Annotated in this window: 21 protein-coding genes and 1 tRNA gene; 16 read left to right on the forward strand and 6 right to left on the reverse strand. The window is 65.7% G+C overall.

The window, feature by feature from the left end; all coding sequences use genetic code 11:
• Positions 1-70 precede the first annotated feature (70 nt).
• Positions 71-1,411: a saccharopine dehydrogenase NADP-binding domain-containing protein gene (locus IPJ87_08515; GenBank protein MBK7941904.1), complete on the forward strand. Its 1,341-nt coding sequence runs from the start codon at positions 71-73 to the stop codon at positions 1,409-1,411.
• Here IPJ87_08515 and IPJ87_08520 read toward each other — a convergent pair.
• The 4 genes from IPJ87_08520 to IPJ87_08535 all read right to left on the reverse strand — a co-directional run bounded on the left by IPJ87_08520 (position 1,408) and on the right by IPJ87_08535 (position 3,602).
• The gene (locus IPJ87_08520) at positions 1,408-2,112 is read right to left on the reverse strand and encodes a methyltransferase (GenBank protein ID MBK7941905.1); all 705 of its coding nucleotides are present in this window, start codon (positions 2,110-2,112) and stop codon (positions 1,408-1,410) included. The genes IPJ87_08515 and IPJ87_08520 overlap by 4 nt on opposite strands.
• A complete protein-coding gene (gene rimM, locus IPJ87_08525; protein MBK7941906.1) occupies positions 2,112-2,639 on the reverse strand; it encodes a 16S rRNA processing protein RimM in 528 nt (175 codons plus the stop codon). Before rimM ends, IPJ87_08520 begins: the two co-directional genes overlap by 1 nt.
• A 74-nt stretch (positions 2,640-2,713) precedes the next feature.
• Positions 2,714-3,241, reverse strand: coding sequence for a 30S ribosomal protein S16 (locus tag IPJ87_08530; GenBank protein ID MBK7941907.1), 528 nt, complete (start codon positions 3,239-3,241; stop codon positions 2,714-2,716).
• Positions 3,242-3,311: 70 nt separating this feature from the next.
• Positions 3,312-3,602 (reverse strand): rhodanese-like domain-containing protein, encoded by a 291-nt coding sequence (locus IPJ87_08535; GenBank protein ID MBK7941908.1) that lies wholly within the window; start codon positions 3,600-3,602, stop codon positions 3,312-3,314.
• A 107-nt stretch (positions 3,603-3,709) separates the two neighbouring features.
• Here IPJ87_08535 and IPJ87_08540 point away from each other — a divergent pair, with 107 nt between their 5' ends.
• The 7 genes from IPJ87_08540 to IPJ87_08570 are packed head-to-tail and all read left to right on the forward strand — an operon-like array spanning position 3,710 to position 11,912.
• Complete coding sequence (locus tag IPJ87_08540; GenBank protein MBK7941909.1) at positions 3,710-4,057, forward strand: hypothetical protein; 348 nt, start codon at positions 3,710-3,712, stop codon at positions 4,055-4,057.
• The gene (locus IPJ87_08545) at positions 4,054-6,291 is read left to right on the forward strand and encodes a family 20 glycosylhydrolase (GenBank protein MBK7941910.1); all 2,238 of its coding nucleotides are present in this window, start codon (positions 4,054-4,056) and stop codon (positions 6,289-6,291) included. The genes IPJ87_08540 and IPJ87_08545 overlap by 4 nt, the downstream gene beginning before the upstream one ends.
• 31 nt (positions 6,292-6,322) lie before the next feature.
• Positions 6,323-7,540, forward strand: coding sequence for a DUF1016 family protein (locus IPJ87_08550; GenBank protein ID MBK7941911.1), 1,218 nt, complete (start codon positions 6,323-6,325; stop codon positions 7,538-7,540).
• Positions 7,537-9,297, forward strand: coding sequence for a M1 family metallopeptidase (locus IPJ87_08555; protein ID MBK7941912.1), 1,761 nt, complete (start codon positions 7,537-7,539; stop codon positions 9,295-9,297). The genes IPJ87_08550 and IPJ87_08555 overlap by 4 nt, the downstream gene beginning before the upstream one ends.
• Before the next feature lie 9 nt (positions 9,298-9,306).
• Positions 9,307-10,275, forward strand: coding sequence for a 6-phosphofructokinase (gene pfkA / locus IPJ87_08560; protein ID MBK7941913.1), 969 nt, complete (start codon positions 9,307-9,309; stop codon positions 10,273-10,275).
• A gap of 18 nt (positions 10,276-10,293) precedes the next feature.
• Positions 10,294-11,442, forward strand: a complete 1,149-nt coding sequence (locus tag IPJ87_08565; GenBank protein MBK7941914.1) for a hypothetical protein — start codon at positions 10,294-10,296, stop codon at positions 11,440-11,442.
• The gene (locus IPJ87_08570; GenBank protein ID MBK7941915.1) at positions 11,439-11,912 is read left to right on the forward strand and encodes an OsmC family protein; all 474 of its coding nucleotides are present in this window, start codon (positions 11,439-11,441) and stop codon (positions 11,910-11,912) included. The genes IPJ87_08565 and IPJ87_08570 overlap by 4 nt, the downstream gene beginning before the upstream one ends.
• Positions 11,913-11,918: 6 nt before the next feature.
• On the opposite strand, the gene IPJ87_08575 is transcribed toward IPJ87_08570, so the two are convergent.
• Positions 11,919-12,284: a hypothetical protein gene (locus IPJ87_08575; protein MBK7941916.1), complete on the reverse strand. Its 366-nt coding sequence runs from the start codon at positions 12,282-12,284 to the stop codon at positions 11,919-11,921.
• A 107-nt stretch (positions 12,285-12,391) separates the two neighbouring features.
• Here IPJ87_08575 and dnaE point away from each other — a divergent pair, with 107 nt between their 5' ends.
• The 5 genes from dnaE (at position 12,392) to IPJ87_08600 (ending at position 18,240) form a co-directional block, all read left to right on the forward strand.
• Positions 12,392-16,033, forward strand: coding sequence for a DNA polymerase III subunit alpha (gene dnaE / locus IPJ87_08580; protein ID MBK7941917.1), 3,642 nt, complete (start codon positions 12,392-12,394; stop codon positions 16,031-16,033).
• A 181-nt stretch (positions 16,034-16,214) separates the two neighbouring features.
• Positions 16,215-16,535: a thioredoxin gene (trxA, locus tag IPJ87_08585; protein ID MBK7941918.1), complete on the forward strand. Its 321-nt coding sequence runs from the start codon at positions 16,215-16,217 to the stop codon at positions 16,533-16,535.
• A gap of 82 nt (positions 16,536-16,617) precedes the next feature.
• Complete coding sequence (locus tag IPJ87_08590; GenBank protein ID MBK7941919.1) at positions 16,618-16,992, forward strand: four helix bundle protein; 375 nt, start codon at positions 16,618-16,620, stop codon at positions 16,990-16,992.
• Between the two features lie 175 nt (positions 16,993-17,167).
• Positions 17,168-18,091, forward strand: coding sequence for a DUF58 domain-containing protein (locus IPJ87_08595; GenBank protein MBK7941920.1), 924 nt, complete (start codon positions 17,168-17,170; stop codon positions 18,089-18,091).
• Between the two features lie 75 nt (positions 18,092-18,166).
• Positions 18,167-18,240: transfer RNA gene (locus tag IPJ87_08600), tRNA-Asp, on the forward strand.
• A gap of 218 nt (positions 18,241-18,458) precedes the next feature.
• On the opposite strand, the gene IPJ87_08605 is transcribed toward IPJ87_08600, so the two are convergent.
• On the reverse strand, positions 18,459-19,271 hold the full coding sequence (locus tag IPJ87_08605; GenBank protein ID MBK7941921.1) for a hypothetical protein: 813 nt from the start codon (positions 19,269-19,271) through the stop codon (positions 18,459-18,461).
• Between the two features lie 150 nt (positions 19,272-19,421).
• Between IPJ87_08605 and IPJ87_08610 the strand changes: the two genes are divergently transcribed.
• The 3 genes from IPJ87_08610 to IPJ87_08620 are packed head-to-tail and all read left to right on the forward strand — an operon-like array spanning position 19,422 to position 22,650.
• Entirely contained in the window at positions 19,422-20,165 is a 744-nt protein-coding gene (locus tag IPJ87_08610; GenBank protein MBK7941922.1) for an ABC transporter ATP-binding protein, read from the forward strand.
• Positions 20,155-21,399, forward strand: a complete 1,245-nt coding sequence (locus tag IPJ87_08615; protein ID MBK7941923.1) for an ABC transporter permease — start codon at positions 20,155-20,157, stop codon at positions 21,397-21,399. Before IPJ87_08610 ends, IPJ87_08615 begins: the two co-directional genes overlap by 11 nt.
• A gap of 3 nt (positions 21,400-21,402) precedes the next feature.
• Positions 21,403-22,650 (forward strand): ABC transporter permease, encoded by a 1,248-nt coding sequence (locus IPJ87_08620; protein MBK7941924.1) that lies wholly within the window; start codon positions 21,403-21,405, stop codon positions 22,648-22,650.
• Position 22,651: the final 1 nt, after the last annotated feature.

A 22,651-nucleotide genomic window follows, 5' to 3' on the forward strand; every position in this document is an offset into this window, starting at 1 on the left:
TGTGCCAAAGGACGGAACGGAGCGCGCTGCCCATCTTTGCGGACGCCGTCACCAGCCGGCGGCAGCGGTCATGCGCACGATCCTCATCCTGGGAGCGGGACGCTCCGCGTCGGCGCTCATCGCGCAGCTCATCCACGATGCCCCGAGCGAGGAGTGGCGCATCACGGTGGTGGACCGCGACCTCGCCCATGCGCGGGCCTTGGTGGGCGGGGGCACGTCGGTGGCCCGCGCCGAGCAGGGCGACGCCGGCGACCCGGCCGTGCGCGACCGCCTGATCGCGGCGCACGACCTGGTGATCAGCATGTTGCCGGCCTTCATGCACATGGATGTGGTGAAGGACTGCCTGCGGCTGAAGCGCCACGTCATCACGCCCAGCTACGTGCCCGACCCGCTGTGGCCGCTGCACGCGGAGGCCAAGGCGGCGGGGCTCATCTTCCTGAACGAACTGGGCCTCGACCCCGGCATCGACCACATGAGCGCCATGCGCATCCTGGACCGCATCCGCGGCGAGGGCGGGCGGATGGAGGCCTTCGAGAGCTATTGCGGTGGACTGGTGGCGCCCGAAAGCGACGACAACCCGTGGGGCTACAAGTTCAGCTGGAACCCGCGCAATGTGGTGCTGGCCGGGCAGGGCGGCATGGCCCGGTACATCAAGGACGGCAGCTACAAGTACCTCCCCTACCACCGGCTCTTCCGCGAAACGGTGCGGGTGACGGTGCCCGGCTTCGGGGACTTCGACGGCTATGCGAACCGGGACTCGCTGAAGTACCGGGCTCACTATGGGCTGCAGGAGATCCCCACGCTGGTGCGGGGCACCCTGCGGAAGGCGGGCTTCTGCGCCGCGTGGGACGCTTTCGTTCAGTTGGGCTGCACGGACGACGGCTTCGCGATGGAGCTGCGGCCCAACGCCACCTGGGAGGAGTACATGGAGGCCTTCCTGCCGCACGATGTGGAACGTGACGTGCGCTCGAACGTGGCCCACACCCTCGGCCTCGACCCGAAGGGCGAGGTGATGGACCGGCTGGACTGGCTGGGCCTCTTCGGCCACGAGCGCATCGGCGTGCAGGGGCTGAGCCCGGCGGCCACCTTGCAGCACTTGCTGGAGGCCAGGTGGAAGCTGGGGCCGGCCGACCAGGACATGGTGGTGATGTGGCACCGCTTCCGCTACACGGTGGAGGACCGGCACCAGGAGCTGCAGGCCTCGCTGGTGGTGCTGGGCGATGACCCGGTGCGCACGGGCATGGCGAAGACCGTGGGGCTGCCCCTGGCCTTCGCGGCACGGCTGGTGCTGGGCGACCGGCTGAAGGGCCGTGGCGTGCTGCTGCCGATCGAACGCGAGATCTACGACCCCATCCTGGACGCCTTGGAGGCGGCCGGCATCGTGTTCAATGAGGAGGAGGTCGAAGGCTAGAACTTCAACAGGTACGGCGCCAGCAGCCTGCGGTACGCCTCGCTGAAGCGGCCGGGCCGGTGCTCCACGAGCAGTTCCTCCTGCCGCAGCGGCGACGGGCCGTGCACGAGTTCCAGGAGCACGCGTTTCGGTGGCCGACCTTCCAGATAGTGCAGCACGCAACGGCATGCGGGGGATAGTCCGTGGCCGGCGGCGATGGCGCAGAGGTCCGCCTCTCTGTTGAGCGGGATGATGCACACGAAGCGGCCGGCAGGCGCCAGCAACCGCGCGGTGACCTTCACCAGCTCCGGGAAGGTGAGCCCGCCGTCGTGCTTGGCCACACCGGTCCGGGCGTCGGGCGAGTCCATCTCACCGGCATAGAACGGCGGGTTGCACAGGATCCGGTCGTACGGCTCGCTCGCTCGCATGCGGCGGGCATCCATGCGGTGCACACGCACACGCGGGGCCCAAGGGCTCGCGGCCGCGTTCGCCGCCGCTTGTTCCGCCGAAGGCTCGTCGATCTCCACGGCATCGATGCGGGCGGCGGGGTTGCGCTGGGCGGCCATCAGGGCCAGCACCCCGGTGCCCGTGCCGATGTCCAGGATGCGCGCGCCGTCCACATCCGCCCACGCGCCGAGCACCACGGCATCGGTGCCCACCTTCAGGGCGCAGCGGTCCTGCTGGAGGCTGAATTGCTTGAAGCGGAAGGGCGTCGCGGCCACTAGCGGTCCCGGTACAGGTCGATCAAGCCCTCCGGCGTGCGGATGGTGAGGGTGCGCTCCTCCATGTCGAGGTCCACGATCATCTCCTCGACGAGGGGCACCATCACTTCCTGCTCGCCGTGGAGGATCACGAGCACGGGGTTGCGGTCTGTTCCTTCGATGGCCGTGACCTCACCGAGGTCGCCGTGCACCTCGTCGCGCACCACCAGGCCGATGAACTCGTCGGGGTCCCAGCTCTCGTCGCTGCCGTCGCTCAGCAGGCCGGGCGGGGCGTAGAGATCGCGCCCCACGAGGATGGCCGCGCTCTGCGGGTCGTGGAAGTCGTCGAACTTCACCAGCACATCACGTCCTTTCTCGCGCAGGTCGGTGAAGAAGAAGGGCACCTTCTGGCCCTCGATGTCGACGAAGAGCGAGCCGGCGTGGACGAGGTCGTCGGTGTCGCAGCCCTCCAGGTGCACGGTGAGGTCGCCCTGGTGCCCCCAGGGTTTGCCCAGCTTGCCGATGCGGTGCAGGCTCTCCAGGTCCATGCCCGAAGGTAGGTCGGTGAACGAAAAGGCCCGCGTCTGTGGACGCGGGCCTCTCCCAGGAACGTGCGGGACGCCTATTCGGCGGGTGCTTCGGCCGGTGCTTCGCCCTCGGCGGGCGCCTCTACAGGCGCTTCCGCGGGAGCGGCGGCGAGCTTGGCGCTCAGCTTGGCGGCCATCTCGGCGGCCTTGCGCTTCTCGGCATCGAGGCGGGCCTTGTGGGCCTGCTCGGCGCCGGTGGCCAGCTTGCTGCGCTTGCCCTCGATCTTGGTGTTCTTCTCGTTCAGCCAGGCGTCGAAGCGGCGGTCGGCCTCCTCCTGACCGAAGGCGCCCTTCTTGACGCCGTTCTGCAGGTGGTTGCGGTACACCACGCCGGTGTAGCTCAGGATGGCCCGGCAGGTGTCGGAGGGCTGGGCCCCCTTCTGCATCCAGTCGAGCGCCTTGGTACGGTCGATCTCGATGAACGCGGGGTTCTGGTTGGGGTCGTAGGCACCGATCCTCTCGATGTACTTCCCATCGCGCGGTGCGCGTTGATCAGCCACCACGATGTGGTAGTACGGCTGGCCTTTCTTGCCTTTCCTCTGAAGGCGGATGCGGGTCGGCATGTCGCTGGTTGTTTATCCCCTTGCTCGAAGGGGCCGCGAAGATAGGCAGATCCCCGCCACGGGCGACACCCTAGCGGAAACTGAGCCAGCTGCCGCCGTTCTCCACCTGGTCGAGGCCCTGGGCGCGGAGCCACGCGGTGGCCTGTCCGCTGCGGTGGCCCGAGGCGCACACCAGCACGATGGGCCCGGTGATGGCCTTGAAGCGCGGCAGCTCGCGCTGCACGGTGTCCAGGGGGATGTTGATGGAGCCCTCCACGTGCCCGCCGGCGAACTCGGCCGGGGTGCGGACATCAATGATGGTGGCCCCGTCCGGCAGGGCGGGTCGGGCGGGGGAACCGAAGATCTGGCCGAAGATGCTCATGGTGCGCGTGTTGCGGGTACAAAGGTGGGGGCCGGATGTCGGCGCCGGACGGTGACCCCGATCACCGGCTCGCGCGATGGGCCATCTTTGCGGGGCAACCCATCGCCATGCGCACCCTGCTGCTGCTCACCGCCCTGCTGGCCGCGCCGCTTGTGCACGCCCAGAACGTCATCCACGCCATGGCCATCGGCAACTGGCGCAATGGTCCGGTGGTGGTCCTCACCCCGGTGTTCGCCACCACCGAGGCGGCCACCACCCCGCAGCTGATCGAGCGCGTGAAGCACGAGCACCCCGAGCTGGCCGCTGCGGTCGACATCGACGTGATGCGCTTCGCCACCGTGGAGGAGGGCGAGGCCCAGCGGGCCTCCCTGAAGGCCAAGTACGGCGTGCGCAAGCTGGAGGTGGTGCTGCTGGAGTCCCCCGCACCGGCGGCCGTGCCTGCCACCAAGCCATGAGGGCGCGGAAGCACCTGGCCGCGGCCCTGCTGCTTGCAGGGGCCGTGGCGCGGGGCCAGGCGGTCCCCGAGCTCATCCCCGCACCGGCCGACCTGCAGCTCGACGGCGGCAGCCTCGACCTGCGCTGCCCGTGGGTGGTGACGGCCGACGCCCCGCTGCTGGGCACGGTGGAAGCGGAGCTCCTGGCCCTGCACCCCGCTTCGGAGCTGGCCTGCTTCGTCCCCACCCCCATCAGCTTCCACCGCGTCGCGTTCGACACGCTGATGCCTCCGGAATGGCATCGGGTGCAGGTCACCGGCGGCGGCATCACCATCACCGCCCCATCGGAGGCCGGGCTCTACCGCGGCAGCCGCACCCTGGTGCAACTACTGGAGCACGGCCGCACGAGCGGGTCCCTCCCCTGCCTCACCATCACCGACCACCCGCGCTTCCCCTGGCGGGGCATGCACCTCGATGTGTGCCGGCACTTCTTCGGCGTCGACTTCGTGAAGACGTACATCGACCTGCTGGCGCGCTACAAGATGAACAGCTTCCACTGGCACCTCACGGAGGACCAGGGCTGGCGCATCGGGATCAAGAAGTACCCGAAGCTCACCGACGTGGGCGCGTGGCGCAGCGGCAGCCAGGTGGGCCCGTACAGCAGGAGGGAGTACGACAGCGTGGCCTACGGCGGCTTCTACACGCAGGATCAGATCAAGGAGGTGGTGGCCTACGCGACGGCGCGCCACATCACCATCGTGCCGGAGATCGAGATGCCGGGGCATGCGATGGCCGCGCTGGCGAGCTACCCGCAACTGGGCTGCACGGGCGGTCCGTACGAGGTGCAGAAAGGCTGGGGCGTGTTCGATGATGTGTTCTGCGCGGGCAACGACAGCGTGTTCACCGTGCTGGAGGATGTGCTCACCGAGGTGATGGCGCTCTTCCCCGGCCCGTACATCCACATCGGCGGCGACGAGTGCCCCAAGGAGCGCTGGAAGACCTGCGCGAAATGCCAGGCGCGGATGAAGGCCAACGGGCTGAAGGACGAGCACGAGCTGCAGTCCTACTTCATCCAGCGCATCGAGAAGTTCGTGAACAGCAAAGGCCGGAAGATCATCGGCTGGGACGAGATCCTCGAGGGTGGTCTGGCGCCGAACGCGGCCGTGATGAGCTGGCGCGGCACCGAAGGCGGCGTGGCCGCGGCGAAGCAGAAGCACCACGTGGTGATGAGCCCGGGCAGCCACTGCTACTTCGACCATTACCAGGGCGATCCCGCGAACGAACCGCTGGCCATCGGCGGCCACACCACCGTGCAGAAGGTGTACGGCTACGAGCCCATCCCGGCCGAACTGAAGCCCGAGGAAGCGGAGTACATCCTGGGCGCGCAGGGCAACGTGTGGACCGAGTACATCCTGACGCCGGAGCATGTGGAGTACATGGCCGCGCCGCGCATGCTGGCGTTGGCTGAAGTGTTGTGGTCGCCAAAGGAGAAGCGCGACGAGGCGGACTTCATCCAGCGACTGGAGAACGAGTTCCCGAAGCTGGAGGCGATGACCGTGAACGCGAGCAAGAGCTTGTACAACGTTGGATTCAAGCTAAGCCCCGGTGGTGCTGGCGATGTGAGGGTTGAGCTAAGGTGCCCAAGCCCTGGCCCTCCCGTGGTCCTGGACGAGGGCAGCACAGCAGCAGCCCTGTATACAGCACCGTTCATTGTGAATGGTGATCGAACCGTGACCGCGATATGTCGGAATGAAAACGGCCTGCTTCGTGGCCGCCCCGCACAACGAAAGTTCTCCTTCAACCTCGCCACCGCCCGCCCCATCACGCTCAGCGTTCCGCCGAACGAGCGCTACAACGACGGCGGAGCCTTCACGCTGGTCGATGGCATCACCGCGCAAGAGAAGCGTGTGAACACCGAGTGGCTGGGCTGGCGCGAGGGCGTCACCATCACGGTGGACCTGGGCAGCGTGCAGGATGTGCGCACCGTGAGCATCGGCGCGTTGAACGAGACCTACAGCTGGATCCACCTCCCAGAGCGCGTGGACTTCAGCGTGAGCAAGGACGGGAAGACGTTCATGGCGGTCGGCTCCGCTGAGGTCGCTCCGACCGTTGGTCGCAATTCCTTCAGCCTGGGCAAGGTCGGTGAAGCGCGCTACGTACGCTTCACGGTGAAGCACCGCGGCAAGATCCCCGAGGGCTTCCCCGGCGCAGGCAACCCGGCGTGGATGTTCCTGGACGAGATCGACGTGCGGTGATGGAACGGCCTGTCGTATCATCGTAAGGCCCATGGCACGTTCAAAGTCGCCTTCCGCCACCGCCTACCGAGACCTGCTGCGCGCCTTGCAGGAGCGCATCGACTCGGCCAAGCTGAACGCTGCGCGAGCGGTGAACCACGAGCTCGTGCTGCTCTACTGGGACCTTGGTCGATCGATCCTCGAGAAGCAACGCAGCGAGGGCTGGGGGGAAAGCGTGGTGGAGCGGCTCTCGCGCGACCTTCGGAAACGCTATCCCGGCACTACGGGTTTCTCGCCGCGGAACCTCTGGGACATGCGCCGGTTCCATGAGACGTGGAGCCGGAATGCAATTCTGCGACAAGCTGTCGCAGAATTATCGGAGCCCTTCCTGAACACGCCCCGCGGGCTGGCCAAAGCACCGGAAAGCCCCGTCAGGAGCGGTGGAAAGCAAACGCTGGCAATTCTGCGACAGCTTGTCGCAGAAATTCCGTGGGGACATCATGTCCTCATCCTGAATAAGGCCCGCAACGATGAGGACCTCCTCTGGTACACCAAGGCCGCGCGGCAATATGGATGGAGCCGCAACGTGCTCCTCAACCAGATCAACGGCAACGCCCGCACGCGCAGCGTGAAGGCCGCCAAGCGACACAACTTCGACCAGGCGCTCTCCAGAGAGTTGGCGCTTCAGGCCGATGAAGCGCTCAAGAGCACCTACAACCTGGAGTTCCTGGGCGTATCGCAGGTGATGAATGAACGCGACCTCGAGACCCGGCTGATCGAACACATCCGCGATTTCATCCTGGAACTGGGTTACGGCTTCTGTTTCGTTGGGCAGCAACACCGCCTCACGCTCGGTCGCAAGGAGTACTTCATCGACCTGCTGTTCTATCATCGGTTCCTTCGATCGCTCGTGGCGATCGACATCAAGGTGAACGAGTTCGAACCCGAGCATGCGGGCAAGATGGACTTCTACCTCAACCTGCTCAACGATCGCGAGCGCGGCGCCGATGATGCACCATCCATCGGGATCATCCTGTGCGCCGAGAACGACGACCTCGAGGTCGAGTACTCCCTGCGGGCGAAGAACAATCCGATCGGCGTGGCCAGCTACAGCCTGCTCCACGACCTGCCCACCCGGTACAAGGGGAAGCTGCCCACGGCACGCCAGTTGAAACAGGCATTGAGCCAGGCCCTGCTCGAACAGGGGCCGTCGGCCGATCCGAAGACCCGCCGGATCTCCCGAAGAAAGCCGTCCACCCGCGCACGATGACCGCCACGAGCCTTCGCCTCCTCACCCTGCTCCGTCTTGCCCTGCTGATGACCGGTGCGCACGCCCAGGTGCTGGACGCCGCAGCTGCGGCCTTCACCCGCGCCGACACGCTGCGCGGCTCCATCGGTCCGGAGCGGACGTGGTGGAACGCCACCTTCTATGACGTCAGCGTGAAGCCCGACCTTGACCGGCGCAGCATCGCGGGTGTCACGGCCATCGCGTTCATCGCCGTGGCCGAGGGGCGGCGGATGCAGATCGACCTGCAGCAGCCGCTGTTGGCGGACAGCGTGACCGTGGAGGTGCAGGTGGTGCGCGACGGCGCCATTGCCATCGTGGACCGCTTGGTGCCGTTCACACGCGACGGGGACGTGCTGTGGGTGGACCTGCCGGACGCTCTGCACAGCGGGGAGGCCACCACGGTACGCGTGCACTACCACGGCATCCCACGCGCGGCGAAGAACCCGCCGTGGGACGGAGGCTGGATCTGGCGCCGGGACGAGAGCGGCGGACCCTGGGCGAGCGTGGCCTGCCAGGGGCTGGGCGCCAGCGTGTGGTATCCCTGCAAGGACCACCAGAGCGACGAACCCGACGACGGGGCGGCGCTGCACATCACGGTGCCGGACAGCCTGCAGGCCGTGGGCAACGGCCGGTGGCGCGGCACCACGGCCAACGGCGATGGCACCAGCACCTGGCACTGGCGGGTCACCAGCCCCATCAACAGCTACAACCTGGTGCCGAGCATCGGGCGCTATGCCCACTTCAGCGAAGTGTACATGGGGCTGGAAGGTCCGCTGGACTGCGACTACTGGGTACTCGCCGCGAACGAGGCCCGAGCGCGCGAGCAGTTCAAGCAGGTGGCGCCCATGCTGGCCTGCTTCGAGCAGCGTTTCGGCCCCTACCCCTTCCGCGCGGACGGCTACAAGCTGGTGGAGTCGCCGCACCTGGGCATGGAGCACCAGAGCGCGGTGGCCTATGGCAACGGCTACCAGAACGGCTACCTGGGCCGCGACCTCAGCGGCACTGGCGTCGGCCTGCAGTGGGACTTCATCCTGGTCCACGAGAGCGGGCACGAGTGGTTCGGCAACAGCATCACCACCGCCGACATCGCCGACATGTGGGTGCACGAGGGCTTCACGCACTACAGCGAGACCATCTTCACCGAATGCCAGCAGGGCCGTGAAGCCGCCGAGCGCTACGTGACCGGCTGTCGTCGCAACATCGCCAACGACAGGCCGATCATCGGCCCGTATGGGGTGAACGAGGAGGGCAGCGGCGACATGTACTACAAGGGTGCAGCGTTGCTGCACACGGTGCGGCACATTGTGGGCGACAGCACCTTCTTCGCCATGCTGTTGGAGATGAACCGGCGGTACCGCCACCGCGTCGTCACCAGCGCGGAGATCGAGGACTTCCTCATCCACTTCGACGAACGCACCCGGGCCAGGCTCAACCGGGCCATCTTCGATCAGTACCTGCGGACAACGCAGGTGCCGGAGCTGCAATGGGGCGTGCACAAAAAAAGGCTGTGGGTGCGATGGACAGACTGCGTGCCCGGTCTGAGCATGCCGGTGCGTGTGCGGGTCGATGGCCGGACCGTGGAACTGGTGCCGGGCACCGACCTCTCCATCGCTGAGGCGGTCATGTCGAGGACCCCGGCCTTGGAGGTGGACCGGAACTGGTACGTCGGCGTCAAGCACCTGAACCGAAAGGAGCTGGACCGGGCCCGGCGTTCCACGCTCGTCAACACCTCTTGGTAGCACACCACCATGAAACATCTGGCCCTTCTCACCTCCGGCGGCGACGCGCCCGGCATGAACGCCGCCATCCGGGCGGTGGTGCGGGCGGCGCACCACTATGGCATGTCCGTCACCGGCGTGCTCGACGGTTTCGACGGCGTGGTGGAGGGCCGGACCCGCGCGCTAGGTCCGCGCGACGTGAGCAACATCATCCAACGTGGCGGCACCCTGCTGCGGAGCGCGCGGAGCGAGGCCTTCCGCACGCCGGAAGGTCGGGCCCGGGCCGTGGCGCACCTGCGTTCGGCGGGCATCGAGGCGGTGGTGGTGATCGGCGGCAACGGCTCGCAGACCGGAGCGATGATCCTGCATCAGGAGTGCGGCCTTCCGGTGATCGGCATCGCGAGCACCATCGACAACGACCTGGCGGGCACCGACCGCACGATCGGCTTCGACACGGCGTGCAACACGGCGATGGAGGCCATCGACCGGCTGCGCGACACGGCCTCCTCGCATGAGCGGCTGTTCTTCGTGGAGGTGATGGGGCGCGACGCCGGGTTCATCGCGCTTCGTACGGCGATCGCCGGCGGGGCGGAGTACGCCATGGTGCCTGAGGCGCGGCAGGACATCGACGAAGTGGTACGCGTACTGACGCAGGGTGCAGCGGGCAAGGGCAGCAGCATCGTGGTCGTGGCCGAGGGCGACGAACAGGGCGGCGCCTTCGCCATCGCCCAGCGGGTGAAGGAACGCGCCCCGCAGTTCGACATCCGCGTGAGCGTGCTGGGCCATCTGCAGCGTGGCGGCAGCCCGACGGTGGCGGACCGCGTGCTGGCCAGCCGCCTGGGCGTGGGCGCGGTGGAGCACCTGCGCGATGGGCGATGGGGCGGTGTGCTCGGCATCGTGAGCGGCCAGCTCGTGCTGACGCCGTTCGCCGAAGCCATCGCCGGCCGCAAGCCTGCGGAAAGCGACCTGCTGCGGATCCTGCCCATCCTCGCCGTGTAGGCCAGTTACCTTCGGCACATGCGCCTCCGCTTCTTTCTTCCTGTGCTGCCGCTGCTGGCCGCACCGATCGTCATCCGGGCCGCGAACGTGGTCGTGACGCACGTGGGCACACCACCCGCGGCGCAGACCGCCATCGACCACGCCGCCGGCATCTGGGGCGGCATCCTGGAGTCCGCGGTGACCATCAAGGTGCGCGTGCTGTGGTTCCCGCTGGGCGGCACCACGCTCGGGATCACCTTTCCGAACGGCCGCCGCGATTTCGCCGGGGCCCCGCTGCCGCAGACCTGGTACGCCAGTGCGCTGGCCAACAGCATCGCCGGCACGGAGCTGAATCCGGGTGAGAGCGACATGGACATCTACCTCAACAGCGGCACGAACTGGTACCTGGGCACGGACGGGCAGCCCGCCGCCGGTCAGCACGATCTGGTGACCGTGGCGCTGCACGAGATGGGGCATGGTCTCGGATTCGTGGGCCTGTCCAAAAAGGTGGCCGGCCAGGGCTCCCTCGGCCTGCTGCAGATGGCCGACTTCGCCCCGCTGACCACGAGCTTTCCCTGGCCGCAGCTGGACACCCTGCCCGGTGTGTTCGATGTGTACCTCAGCGATGAGCAGGACGGCCCGCTGGTGATGATGCCGAACCCCGGAACCCAGCTGGGCGATGCGATGACCGGCAACCAGCTCCATTTCAATGGACCCCAGGTGCTGGCCGCCAACGGCGGGACCGGAGCACGGATGTACGCGCCGTCCACCTTCGCGTTGGGCAGCAGCTGCGTGCACTTCAACGAATCGACGTTCCCGCCGGGCGATCCCGATGAGCTGATGACCCCGTTCAGTTCCAGCGGCGACGCGAACCACTGGCCCGGGCCGCTGTGCCTGGCGCTGATGCAGGACATCGGCTGGGTGCTGGCGCCCGATGTGAGCGTGCAGGAACGACCTGTGGCGGAGGTGGCCCAGGCATGGCCGAACCCAGCCGTGGACGTGCTGCACGTGCGCCTGCCCGGGCTCGTGCAGGGCGAAATGCTTCGCATCGTGGACGGCACCGGTCGCACGGTGGGCCGCGTGGCGTACGGCGACCCGTTGTCCGTCGGCGAGCTCGCGCCCGGCGTGTACACCGTGAACGCCGAAGGGGAAGGCGCGGGGCTCCGGTTCATCCGTGCGGAGCAATGAACAACGGTGAGCACCACTACGCGCTGGACCTGGAATGGCTCGGCAACACCGGCCAGGGCACCCGCACCTACGAGGGCTACTCGCGCGAGCACGTGGTGCGTATCGCGGGCAAGCCCGACCTGCGCGGTACGGCGGACCCGATGTTCCGAGGTGATGCCGCGCTGCACAACCCCGAGGACCTGCTGTTGGCGGCGCTGAGCCAGTGCCACCTGCTCACCTACCTGGCGCTGTGCGCCCGCGCGAGGATCAATGTGCTGCGGTACCGAGACCGCGCCGAAGGCACCCTGATGCTCACCAAGGACGGTGGTGGGCACTTCACCGAGGCGGTGCTTCGGCCCGCGGTGGTGGTGGCCCAGGAGAGCATGCTGGAGAAGGCACGGTACTTCCACGGCGAGGTGCACAAGTACTGCTTCATCGCCCGCAGCGTCAACTTCCCCGTGCGGTGCGAGGCGGTGGTGAAGGTCGGATGAACGGCGTCACGCGCCCTTCGGGCTGGATCGCCGCAGGGACACCCGGATGGCGACCAGTTGGACGCATCCCGCCAGGAGGTACATGTACGGCAATCCCGTCTTCCCCGCGGCGAACAGCTCGAGCATCACCGTGAAGGACAGCAGGGCCTCGATGCCGATGAAGACCGCATCGATCCACGGATGACGCCTTGCGATGGCGTGGTGGAACACGGCCAGTGAGAGGAAGACCAGTGAGGCGGGCGCGAAGAGCATGTAGGTGGCATGCCCGTGCTCCCACCGCTCGTACGCGTGCAGCGCGATGACCAGGCCGGCCAAGATGTGCGCAAAGCGCAGCAGGCGCCGCCTGCGAGGGGACCGTGACGTGGACGACATGTTGACAAAGATGGGGTTGCCGCCCCCATGTGCGAGGGCCGGCGCGTTGTGGAAAACTGCGGACCTCATCCCCCGCTCCCGCCCGGTACCTTCGTGGCCCTCCCCCCATGCAGTTCTCCCACCTCCACGTCCATACCCAGTTCTCGCTCCTCGACGGGGCCGCCAGCATCCCTTCGCTCTTCAAGAAAGCCGCCAAGGACGGCCAGCCCGCGCTCGCCATCACCGACCATGGCAACATGTTCGGGGCCTTCAAGTTCGTGGCCGAGGCCGGCAAGCACAAGAACGACGACGGCAGCCTGAAGGTGAAGCCCATCGTGGGCTGCGAGTTCTACGTGGTGGCCGACCGCTTCAAGAAGACCTTTACCCGCGACGACAAGGACAAGCGCCACCACCAGCTGATGCTGGCCAAGAACGCCGAGGGCTACAAGAACCTCAGCAAGCTGTGCTCGCTGGGCTTCATGGACGGTTTCTACAGCAAGTATCCGCGCATCGACAAGGAGCTGATCCTTCAGTACCACGAGGGCCTGATCGCCACCACCTGCTGCCTGGGCGCCAGCGTGCCACAGGCCATCCTGCGTGCCGGCAACGGAAACCTCAGCGCGGCCGAGGCCGAGTTCAAGTGGTGGCTCGATCTCTTCGGCGAGGACTATTACGTCGAGCTACAGCGCCACGGCATTCCCGAGCAGGACCAGGTGAACGCCGTGCTGGTGCAGTGGGCGCGCAAGTACAACGTGCCCATCATCGCCAGCAACGACAGCCACTATACCGATCAGGAGGATTACAACGCGCACGACATCCTGTTGTGCATCAACACAGGGGAAAAACAGCGCACGGAGATCGCCACGGACGAGGACACTTCCACCAAGGACAAGCGCTTCGGCTTCCCCAACGACCAGTTCTTCTTCAAGACGCAGGCGCAGATGGCCGAGACCTTCAGCGACCTGCCGGAGGCCTTGGACAACACCGGCCTGATCGTGGACAAGGTGGAGACCCTGAAGCTGAAGAAGGACATCCTGCTGCCCAACTACCAATTGCCCGAGGGCTTCAGCAACCAGGATGAGTACCTGCAGCACCTGACGTACCAAGGGGCCATCAAGCGCTACCTCAACGACGGAGCGTCGGGCATCGATTCGCTGGACCCCAAGATCAAGGAGCGGCTGGACTTCGAGCTCTTCGTGATCCGCACCATGGGCTTCGCGGGCTACTTCCTCATCGTGCAGGACTTCATCAACCACGGTCGCGAGATCGGCGTGTTGATCGGTCCGGGCCGTGGCAGTGCGGCGGGCAGCGCGGTGGCCTATTGCATCGGCATCACCAACATCGACCCCATCAAGTACGACCTGCTGTTCGAGCGGTTCCTGAACCCGGACCGCAAGAGCATGCCCGATATCGATACGGACTTCGATGACGAGGGGCGGCAGAAGGTGATCGACTATGTGGTAGAGAAATACGGCCAGAACCAGGTGGCGCAGATCGTCACCTACGGCAGCATGGCCGCCAAGAGCAGCATCCGCGATGTGGCCCGCGTGATGGACCTTCCCCTACAGGAGGCCGACCGCCTGGCCAAGCTGGTGCCCGAACGGCCGGGCATCGAACTGGGCCGTCTATTGCGTGCCCCACTGGACGGCGAAGGCAGCCTGAAGCAGAAGGAGAACCTGGGCAGTGAGGAGCTCGCGCTGGTGAAGCAACTGCGCGAGGTGCTGGAGAGCGGCGAGCTCACCAGCGATGTGCTGAACGCCGCCGAAAAGCTGGAGGGCTCCGTGCGGGGCACGGGCGTGCATGCAGCGGGCATCATCATCGCTCCGAAGGACCTGACGGAGATCCTACCGGTGTGCACCAGCAAGGAATCGACCCTGTTGCTGACACAGTACGACGGCAAGGTGGTGGAGGACGCGGGCGTGATCAAGATGGACTTCCTGGGGTTGAAGACCCTGACCATCATCCGCGATGCGCTGCGCATGATCAAGGCCAACCACGGGGTGGACATCGACATCGACGGCATCCCGCTGGACGACCCGAAGACCTACGCCCTCTACCAGCGCGCCGAGACCAACGGCACCTTCCAGTTCGAGAGCGCGGGCATGCAGAAGTACCTGCGCGAACTGAAGGCCGACCAGTTCGGCGACCTCATCGCCATGAACGCCCTGTACCGCCCGGGGCCGCTGGAATACATCCCCACCTTCATCAAGCGCAAGCACGGCCTGGAGAGGATCGTGTACGACCTGCCGGAGATGGAGGACCTGCTGAAGGAGACCTACGGCGTCACCGTGTACCAGGAGCAGGTGATGTTGCTGAGCCAGAAGCTCGCCGGCTTCACCAAGGGCGATGCCGACGTGCTGCGGAAGGCGATGGGCAAGAAGGACCGTGCCACGCTGGACAAGATGAAGGGCAAGTTCCTGGAGGGAACGGCCGAGCGCGGCTTCGATGCCAAGGTGTGCGAGAAGGTCTGGACCGATTGGGAGGCCTTCGCGCAATACGCCTTCAACAAGTCGCATTCCACCTGCTACGCCTTCGTGGCCTACCAGACCGCCTGGCTGAAGGCCAACTACCCCAGCGAATACATGGCCAGTGTGCTCACCCACTCGGGCGGGCAGATCGACAAGATCACCTTCTTCATGGAGGAGTGCCGGCGCATGGGCATATCCGTGCTGGGGCCTGACGTGAACGAAAGCCAGCTGCAGTTCAGCGTGACACCGAACAGGCAGGACCCGTCCCGCCCCGGCGGGATCCGCTTCGGTCTGGGCGCGGTGAAGGGTGTGGGCGAGGGTGCGGTGGAAGCCATCGTGGCGGAGCGCACCGGCAACGGTCCCTTCACCAGCGTGTTCGACCTGGTGCGCCGCGTGAACCTGCGCGCCGCCAACCGCAAGGCCCTGGAAAGCCTGGCCTACGCCGGCGCCTTCGACAGCCTGAAGGTGCAGCGCGCCCACTTCTTCCACAGCGCCGGCGAGGGCAAGCCCACCTACATCGAAACGCTGGTGCGTTACGGCCAGCAGCACCAGGACGGAGAGGACAGCACGCAGGTGAGCATGTTCGACATGGCCAGCGACACCGGGGCCGCCATCCCCGAGCCGCCCCTGCCGCAGATCGAGGGCTGGAGCGCGCTGGAGCAGCTGCACTATGAGAAGGACGTGATCGGCTTCTATCTGAGCGGGCATCCGCTGGACGACCACCGGTTGGAGATCAAGCACCTGTGCAACACCACGCTGCCCGAGCTGAAGGAGCTGGACAAGCTGGCCGGTCGGGAGGCGGCCTTCGCGGGCATCGTCACCAAGGCCGAGCACCGCATCGCCAAGAGCGGCAAGCCCTTCGGCAGTTTCAGCCTGGAGGACCACGCCGGCACGCACGACTTCATGCTCTTCAGCGAGGATTACATGAAGTTCAAGCTCTACCTGCAGACCGGGGCGCTGCTCTTTGTGAAAGGCCGCGCGAGCGCGCGCACTTGGGGGCGCGATGAAGGACAGATGGAGTTCAAGGTCGCCAACATCGACCTGCTGAGCGATGTGCGGGAGAAGTACTTCACGAAGCTGAACCTGAAGCTCGAGGCCGAGCGGGTGAACGACCTGCTGGCCCGCGAGCTGGGCGCGCTGCTGAAGCGGAGCCCGGGCAAGTGCCGGGTGAACTTCCAGATCGTGAGCCACCAGGAGAACCTGGCCATCGAGGCGCCCAGCAAGGGGCTCAGCGTGGCCGTGAGCGAGGAGCTGATCCGGGCGCTGGAGGGGCTGGGCGATGTGGCGTACACGCTGAACTGACGGATCGTCAGGATAGTTTCCATGGCAAGGAACGTGCGGTGGGGGGTTACCTTTGCACGACCGCTGGTGAAAAGGTGGGCTCCCGGGCCGGGGAACCTGAACCCTGGATGTCGCACCTTGCGGTCACAAGAAGAACCCTCAGCAACCAAACCCGGACGCACGGCGTCCACAGTCAACGACCATGGCACTCGAACTGACCGACAACAACTTTGAGGAACTCGTCCTGAAGAGCGACAAACCGGTGATGGTGGACTTCTGGGCCGAATGGTGCGGCCCCTGCCGCATGGTGGGCCCCGTGGTGGAGGAGTTGGGCAAGGAGTACGACGGCAAGGCCGTGGTGGGCAAGCTGAACGTGGACCACAACCCCGGCATCAGCATGAAGTACGGGATCCGCAGCATCCCCACGATCCTGTTCTTCAAGAACGGCGAGGTGGTGGACCGTAGCGTGGGCGCGGTGCCCAAGCCGCAGCTCGCGCAGAAGTTGGAAGGGCAGTTGCAGTAGGCAGTTGAAGTCGGGCAGTTGGCAGTTGGGCAGGTAGAAGTTGGTGCCAAGCCAGTAAGTTTGGTTTCCAACGCTAGCTGCCATGGCCGGCCTGAAGGACCTGATCGTCTACAAGAAGTCCTTCGAGCTGTCGATGATGATCTTCGAGCTGACGAAGAAGTTCCCGGTGGAGGAACGTTACAGCCTTACCACACAGATCCGCAACAGTTCCCGTTCGGTGCCAGCCAACCTTGCCGAAGCGTATCGCAAACGTCGATACTTGGCCGCTTTCATCGCCAAACTGACCGATTGCGATGGGGAGAACGCCGAGACCAGCGTGCATCTGGATACCGCGCTGGCGTGCAACTACATCACGTCTGAAGAACACGCTCCTGCCGTCGCCCTCAACGCTGAAGTGGGCCGGTTGCTTTGTGATATGTTGAACAGCCCGGGCAAGTACGGGGTGAAGGCCCGCTGATCCCGACAGGAAGCAAGCACCGCGTTCACGGTCGTTCACTTGCCAAGCCCCCTCAACTGCCACCTGCATCTTGTCCGATCGAAGCGACCCGGCACGTCGGATCAACCCACGCATCATCCGACGCCTGAACTGACGACTGCGAACTGCCGACTGCCGAACTGCCGAACTTCTTCCGATGCCCATCGAACAGCAGCACATCCAAGCCCTCTCGGCCCTGGAGTTCAAGGCGCGCCAGGTGGTGGAAGGCTTTCTTGCCGGACTGCACAAGAGCCCGTTCCACGGATTCAGCGTGGAGTTCGCGGAACACCGGGCTTACAACAGCGGAGAGAGCACGCGCCACCTGGATTGGAAGCTCTACGCCCGCACTGACAAGTTGTTCGTGAAGCGCTACGAGGAGGAGACGAACCTGCGTTGCCACCTGGTGTTGGACGCCTCCTCATCCATGTACTTCCCGTCGCGCGGTGAGGCCCGGGAGTTCAACAAGGTGGAGTTCGGCGTGCATGCCGCCGCGGCCTTCATCCAGCTGTTGCGGAAGCAGCGCGATGCCGTGGGCCTCACAGTGTTCCGCGAGGCGGTGACGCTGACCGAGGAGGCGCGCAGCAACGCGGTGCATCTTCGGCACCTGACGCAGCACCTGGAGCAGCTTCTGGCGGCGGACGCGCCGGCACGCGGGCAGCGCACGGGCCTGGTGGAGGCGCTCCATGACATCGCCCGGCGGGCCCATCGTCGCAGCCTGGTGGTGGTGCTCAGCGACATGCTGGAGGATACCGGTCGGGAGGAGGAGGTCTTCGACGCCCTGCAGCACCTGCGCTTCAACAAGCACGACATCATCGTGTTCCACGTCGTGGACCGCCAACGGGAGCTGGAGCTGGCGGTGGAGGACCGTCCCTACACCTTCGTGGATGTCGAGACCGGGGCCCAGGTGAAGGCCCACGCCGCCGAGGTGCGAGAGGGGTATCGGCAGGCCGTGGCCGAGCGCAGGCACCGGTTGAAGCTCAAGTGCGGCCAGTACCGGATCGATCTGGTGGAGGCCGACATCAACGCTGGATTCGGCCCGGTGCTGCTGGAGTTCCTCACGAAACGGGCGCGTCTTTACTGAGCTTTCCGGAGTGGGCTTGCAAAGTCGGCCCGGGGCTTTACATTTGCACCCGCTTCACCGCAAAGAGAAGCCAACGGACCGGTAGTTCAGCTGGTTAGAATGCCGCCCTGTCACGGCGGAGGTCGCGGGTTCGAGTCCCGTCCGGTCCGCGAAAGCCCCTTCCGAGGGGCTTTTTTCTTGCCCTGTCCCATCGATGGGCGCCCGCGGACCGAGGTGCCCGATGGCCGGCTCAACGGAATGTGGCCGCCCTCCTGCGATCACCGGTGGCGGAGCATAGGCCGACCGGGGCCCCTTCCATGGCCGTGAACGCCGAACGCCTGCCACAGGGCAGGCGTTCGGCATGTGCACTGACCGGGTTATGCCCCGCTCAGCGGTTCTTGCCCTCGGTAAGCCCCGGATCGATCGCAAAGTCCACGCTACCGATTCTGATGGGCTTGGGCGTCACCTCGCGGAAGGCATCGTTCCACACCAGCTTCATGTTGGCGAACTGCATGTCCACGATCTTGCCGGGGATCTCGCCCCACACGGTGAAGGCATCGTCCTCGCCCTGGTTGAGGATGACCTCCTTGCTCTTGCTGCTGGCGTTGGCGAACTCCTGGCCCGACTCGATGCGCAGCGCGGTGCGGCTGGGGTCCACCAGGGCCACCTTGCTGCCGCGGTACACCACCTTGAACTTCGCCGCGGTCTTGGCGGTCTCCTTGTCCATGCTCACGAGGTTCACCTCGAAGTTGCCCACCGTGAAGCTGTTCTTGCTGGGCGGGACATCGAAGTCGGGCACGCTGACCTTGCCCTCGGAGCGTGAAACGCGGCTGGCGCCGCCGAACTTCACAGTGAACGCATCGTGGTGCATGTTGCCGCCGGTGACCTCCAGGGTGCGGTTGATCTTGTCGTTGGGCCGGATCACGAAGTCGCGGTCCTTCGGCGAGTAGCTGGCACCGCCCACGGTGAACACGATCTCCGAGGCCTTGATCATCAGGATGTCGGAGGTCTTGTTCGTGAACTCCACGCGCACCTTGCACAGGGCCAGCTGGGCCACGGGGTCCTTGAACTCGATGCGGATCGCCTCGGTCTCGATGGGCTCGGGGATGCGGTAGAAGTTGGTGTGCTTGGGGTCCACCTTCTGCGCGTGGAGGGTGATGGAGGCCATCACGGCGGAGGCGGCGAGGAGCGTGCGGGTCATGGGAGGAGGGGTTCGTGCCCGGCGAAAATAGGCCGGTGCGGGCGGATGGCAACCGGTGTGCCAAAGCGATGACGTCCACCGCTCCTCCCCCGCCCATGCCGTTCGTGTAGGTGCCCCCCAGGCCGGTGCGCGTTCCGGTACTTTCGGGCCATGATCGTCCTGAAGGACATCCGCAAGGCGTACCGCACCGGGGCCAACCTCCTGCAGGTGCTGAAGGGCATCGACCTGGAGATCCGCAGCGGCGAACTGGTGAGCATCATGGGCAGCTCGGGCTCGGGCAAGAGCACCATGCTCAACATCATCGGCATCCTGGACAACTACGACCACGGGGAGTACCTGCTGGACGGGCTCCGGATCCAGGGGCAGAGCGAAACGGAGAATGCCCAGCTCCGGAGCAAGTACATCGGCTTCGTCTTCCAGAGCTTCAACCTGATCGCGTTCAAGAACGCCCAGGAGAACGTGGCACTGCCGCTGTACTACCAAGGGGTGCCACGCCGCAAGCGCAACGAACTGGCATTGGAGATGCTAGGTCGGGTGGGCCTGCGGGAATGGGCGCACCACATGCCCAATGAGCTGAGCGGCGGTCAAAAGCAACGCGTGGCCATCGCCAGGGCCCTCATCAGCGACCCGAAGATCATCCTGGCCGACGAGCCCACCGGCGCGTTGGACAGCAAGACCAGTGAGGAAGTGATGGCTTTGCTCACGCAAGTGAACCGCGACCTCGGCAAGACCGTGGTGATCGTGACCCACGAACGCGATGTGGCCGCCGCCACGCATCGGGTGATCTATTTGCGCGACGGGCAGATCGAGAACGCCCACCTGGACCCCAAGAGCCTCAGCACCAGCATGGATGGTGTACGCGAGGTGAACAAACCCGCCGGCGATGTTCGATAGGGAGAAATGGGGAGAGGTGCTCGAGAGCATCGGCAAGAACAAGCTGAGGGCCGTGCTCACCGGCTTTTCCGTGTTCTGGGGCATCTTCATGCTCATCATTCTCCTTGGTGCGGGTGCGGGGCTGCGGAACGGCTTCAGCTACAACTTCCGCAACACGGCCACCAACAGCATCCGCATCTGGGGCAACGAGACCAGCAAGCCCTGGAAGGGTCTGCCGCCGAACCGGGCCATCGCGCTGGAGGACACCGACATCGCGGCGCTGCGGAACACCATCCCCGGCATCCAGCACATCAGCGGTCAATACAGCGTGTGGCGCGGGCAGAGCAAGCTGCAGTACGGCATGAGCTCGGGCAGCTACAGCATCCGCGGCATCCAACCCGCCTACCAGCAACTGCAGCACCAGCGCATTGTCGACGGACGCTTCATCAACGAAGTGGACCAGGTGCAGGACCGCAAGGTGATCGTGATCGCCGAGGACTGCCGCACGGAGCTGTTCAAGAAGGAGGATCCACTTCACAAGTGGGTGAACGTGAACGGCATCCCGTTCGAGGTGGTGGGGTTGTACGAGTACGACACCGGTGGCCCCGAGCGGGGCCAGCGCAGTCCGGTGTACATCCCGCTCAGCGCCGCCCAGAAGGTGTTCAACGCCAAGGGCATCGTGGACGACATCACCTTCAGCTTCGCCGACGCCAGCATCGCAGGGGCGAAGCGTGCGGAACAGCGGGCCGTCCACACCCTGGCGCGACGACACGACTTCGATCCCACGGATGAGCGCGCGTTGTGGGTGGACAACAACGTGGAGAACGTGGGAACGATGAACTCCATCTTCGGTGGCATCACGGCCTTCCTGTGGTTCGTCGGCATCGGGTCGCTGATCGCGGGCATCGTGGGGGTCAGCAACATCATGCTCATCGTGGTGAAGGAGCGCACGCGAGAGATCGGCATCCGCAAGGCCCTGGGGGCCACACCGGCCAACGTGGTGGGCCAGGTGCTGCTGGAATCCGTGTTCATCACCGGGATGGCGGGCTGGCTGGGGCTGGTGCTCGGCATCTTCCTGATGGAGGGCATCGCCAGTGCGGTGCCGGGCAGCGAGTTCTTCCGCGACCCCACCATCCGCATCGATGTGGCCATCACGGCCTTGATCGCGCTGATCATCGCCGGAGCGCTGGCCGGCTTCATCCCCGCCCGCCGCGCCGCCGCCATCCGTCCCATCGAAGCCTTACGCGACGAGTAAGCCATGTTCGACAACGACCGCTGGGGAGAGATCTGGAACACGCTGAGCAGGAACAAGCTGCGCAGCTTCCTCACCATGTTCGGTGTGGGGTGGGGCATCTTCATGCTCGTGGTGATGCTGGGCATGGGCAACGGGCTGAAGAACGCGGTGCTCGGCGGATTCGAGGGCTTCGCCACCAACAGCTGTTTCCTATGGACGATGCCCACCACAAAGCCGTATGCGGGCTTCCAGAAGGGCCGTTCGTTCACCTTCGACAACGAGGATATCAGCATCATTCGCAACAATGTGCCGGGCATCGAGGTGTGCTCGCCGCAGCTGCAACTGGGCGGATGGCAAAGCGGCAACAACGTGAGCTACGGCTCCAAAGTGGGTGCGTTCAGTGTATATGGCAGCGAACCGGAGGTCATCCAGGTCGAGGCCATACGCCTGCCCCAAGGCCGGTTCCTGAACCACGCCGACCTGAGCGAAGAGCGCAAAGTGGCGGTGATCGGGCAGGATGTGGTGGATCAGTTGTTCAAGCCCGCGGACCCGCTGGGGAAGTACATCAAGATCAACGGGGTCTACTTCCAGGTGGTGGGTGTAAGCAAGAAGAAGAGCAGCGCCGAGATGGGCGACAACCCCGACGCCAAGATCTATGTGCCCTTCACCACGTTCCAGAAGGCCTTCAACGCGCTCAACCAGGTGCACTGGTTCACCCTGGTGGCCGAACCGGGGGTGGACGTAGGCGCGGTGGAGAAGCAGGTGCGGCAGCTGATGGCGCGGAAGCATCGCGTGGACCCTACGGACGAGAGCGCTTTCGGCAGCTGGAACATGCAGGAGTTCTACGGCCAGATGAACGGCCTCTTCCTCGGCATCGGTGGGCTCAGCTGGTTCGTAGGCATCTGCACGCTGCTGGCGGGCGCCATCGGCATCGGCAACATCATGCTGGTGAGCATCCAGGAGCGCACCAAGGAGATCGGCATCCGCCGCAGCCTGGGCGCCACCCCGCGCAACATCACCGGGCAGATCGTGCAGGAGGCCCTCACCCTCACCTTCATCGCCGGCTACTTCGGGCTGCTGGTGGGCGTAGGCGTGTTGGAGGCCATCCGCACGGTGGCCGGTGATGGCGACTTCTTCAAGAACCCGGGCGTCGACCTCTTCGTCGCCCTCGTCGCCTTCGCCGTGCTCATCGCCAGCGGCCTCCTCGCCGGGCTGTTGCCCGCGCGCCGCGCCCTGGCCATCAAGGCCGTGGATGCGCTGCGCGCCGAATGAA

It is taken from the genome of Flavobacteriales bacterium (genome assembly GCA_016713875.1).
GTDB lineage: Bacteria > Bacteroidota > Bacteroidia > Flavobacteriales_F > PHOS-HE28 > PHOS-HE28.

Excerpts from the sequence above, each read along its gene's own strand:
- IPJ87_08535 (MBK7941908.1), bottom strand. The coding sequence starts at position 3,602 with ATGAGCATCTTCGGCCAGATCTTCGGTTCCCCCGCCCGACCCGCCCTG.
- IPJ87_08620 (MBK7941924.1), top strand. The coding sequence starts at position 21,403 with ATGTTCGACAACGACCGCTGGGGAGAGATCTGGAACACGCTGAGCAGG.
- pfkA (MBK7941913.1), top strand. The coding sequence starts at position 9,307 with ATGAAACATCTGGCCCTTCTCACCTCCGGCGGCGACGCGCCCGGCATG.
- IPJ87_08545 (MBK7941910.1), top strand. The coding sequence starts at position 4,054 with ATGAGGGCGCGGAAGCACCTGGCCGCGGCCCTGCTGCTTGCAGGGGCC.
- IPJ87_08570 (MBK7941915.1), top strand. The coding sequence starts at position 11,439 with ATGAACAACGGTGAGCACCACTACGCGCTGGACCTGGAATGGCTCGGC.
- IPJ87_08575 (MBK7941916.1), bottom strand. The coding sequence starts at position 12,284 with ATGTCGTCCACGTCACGGTCCCCTCGCAGGCGGCGCCTGCTGCGCTTT.
- IPJ87_08555 (MBK7941912.1), top strand. The coding sequence starts at position 7,537 with ATGACCGCCACGAGCCTTCGCCTCCTCACCCTGCTCCGTCTTGCCCTG.
- IPJ87_08530 (MBK7941907.1), bottom strand. The coding sequence starts at position 3,241 with ATGCCGACCCGCATCCGCCTTCAGAGGAAAGGCAAGAAAGGCCAGCCG.
- IPJ87_08615 (MBK7941923.1), top strand. The coding sequence starts at position 20,155 with ATGTTCGATAGGGAGAAATGGGGAGAGGTGCTCGAGAGCATCGGCAAG.
- dnaE (MBK7941917.1), top strand. The coding sequence starts at position 12,392 with ATGCAGTTCTCCCACCTCCACGTCCATACCCAGTTCTCGCTCCTCGAC.
- trxA (MBK7941918.1), top strand. The coding sequence starts at position 16,215 with ATGGCACTCGAACTGACCGACAACAACTTTGAGGAACTCGTCCTGAAG.
- IPJ87_08540 (MBK7941909.1), top strand. The coding sequence starts at position 3,710 with ATGCGCACCCTGCTGCTGCTCACCGCCCTGCTGGCCGCGCCGCTTGTG.
- IPJ87_08610 (MBK7941922.1), top strand. The coding sequence starts at position 19,422 with ATGATCGTCCTGAAGGACATCCGCAAGGCGTACCGCACCGGGGCCAAC.
- IPJ87_08550 (MBK7941911.1), top strand. The coding sequence starts at position 6,323 with ATGGCACGTTCAAAGTCGCCTTCCGCCACCGCCTACCGAGACCTGCTG.
- IPJ87_08590 (MBK7941919.1), top strand. The coding sequence starts at position 16,618 with ATGGCCGGCCTGAAGGACCTGATCGTCTACAAGAAGTCCTTCGAGCTG.
- IPJ87_08515 (MBK7941904.1), top strand. The coding sequence starts at position 71 with ATGCGCACGATCCTCATCCTGGGAGCGGGACGCTCCGCGTCGGCGCTC.
- IPJ87_08605 (MBK7941921.1), bottom strand. The coding sequence starts at position 19,271 with ATGACCCGCACGCTCCTCGCCGCCTCCGCCGTGATGGCCTCCATCACC.
- IPJ87_08595 (MBK7941920.1), top strand. The coding sequence starts at position 17,168 with ATGCCCATCGAACAGCAGCACATCCAAGCCCTCTCGGCCCTGGAGTTC.
- rimM (MBK7941906.1), bottom strand. The coding sequence starts at position 2,639 with ATGGACCTGGAGAGCCTGCACCGCATCGGCAAGCTGGGCAAACCCTGG.
- IPJ87_08565 (MBK7941914.1), top strand. The coding sequence starts at position 10,294 with ATGCGCCTCCGCTTCTTTCTTCCTGTGCTGCCGCTGCTGGCCGCACCG.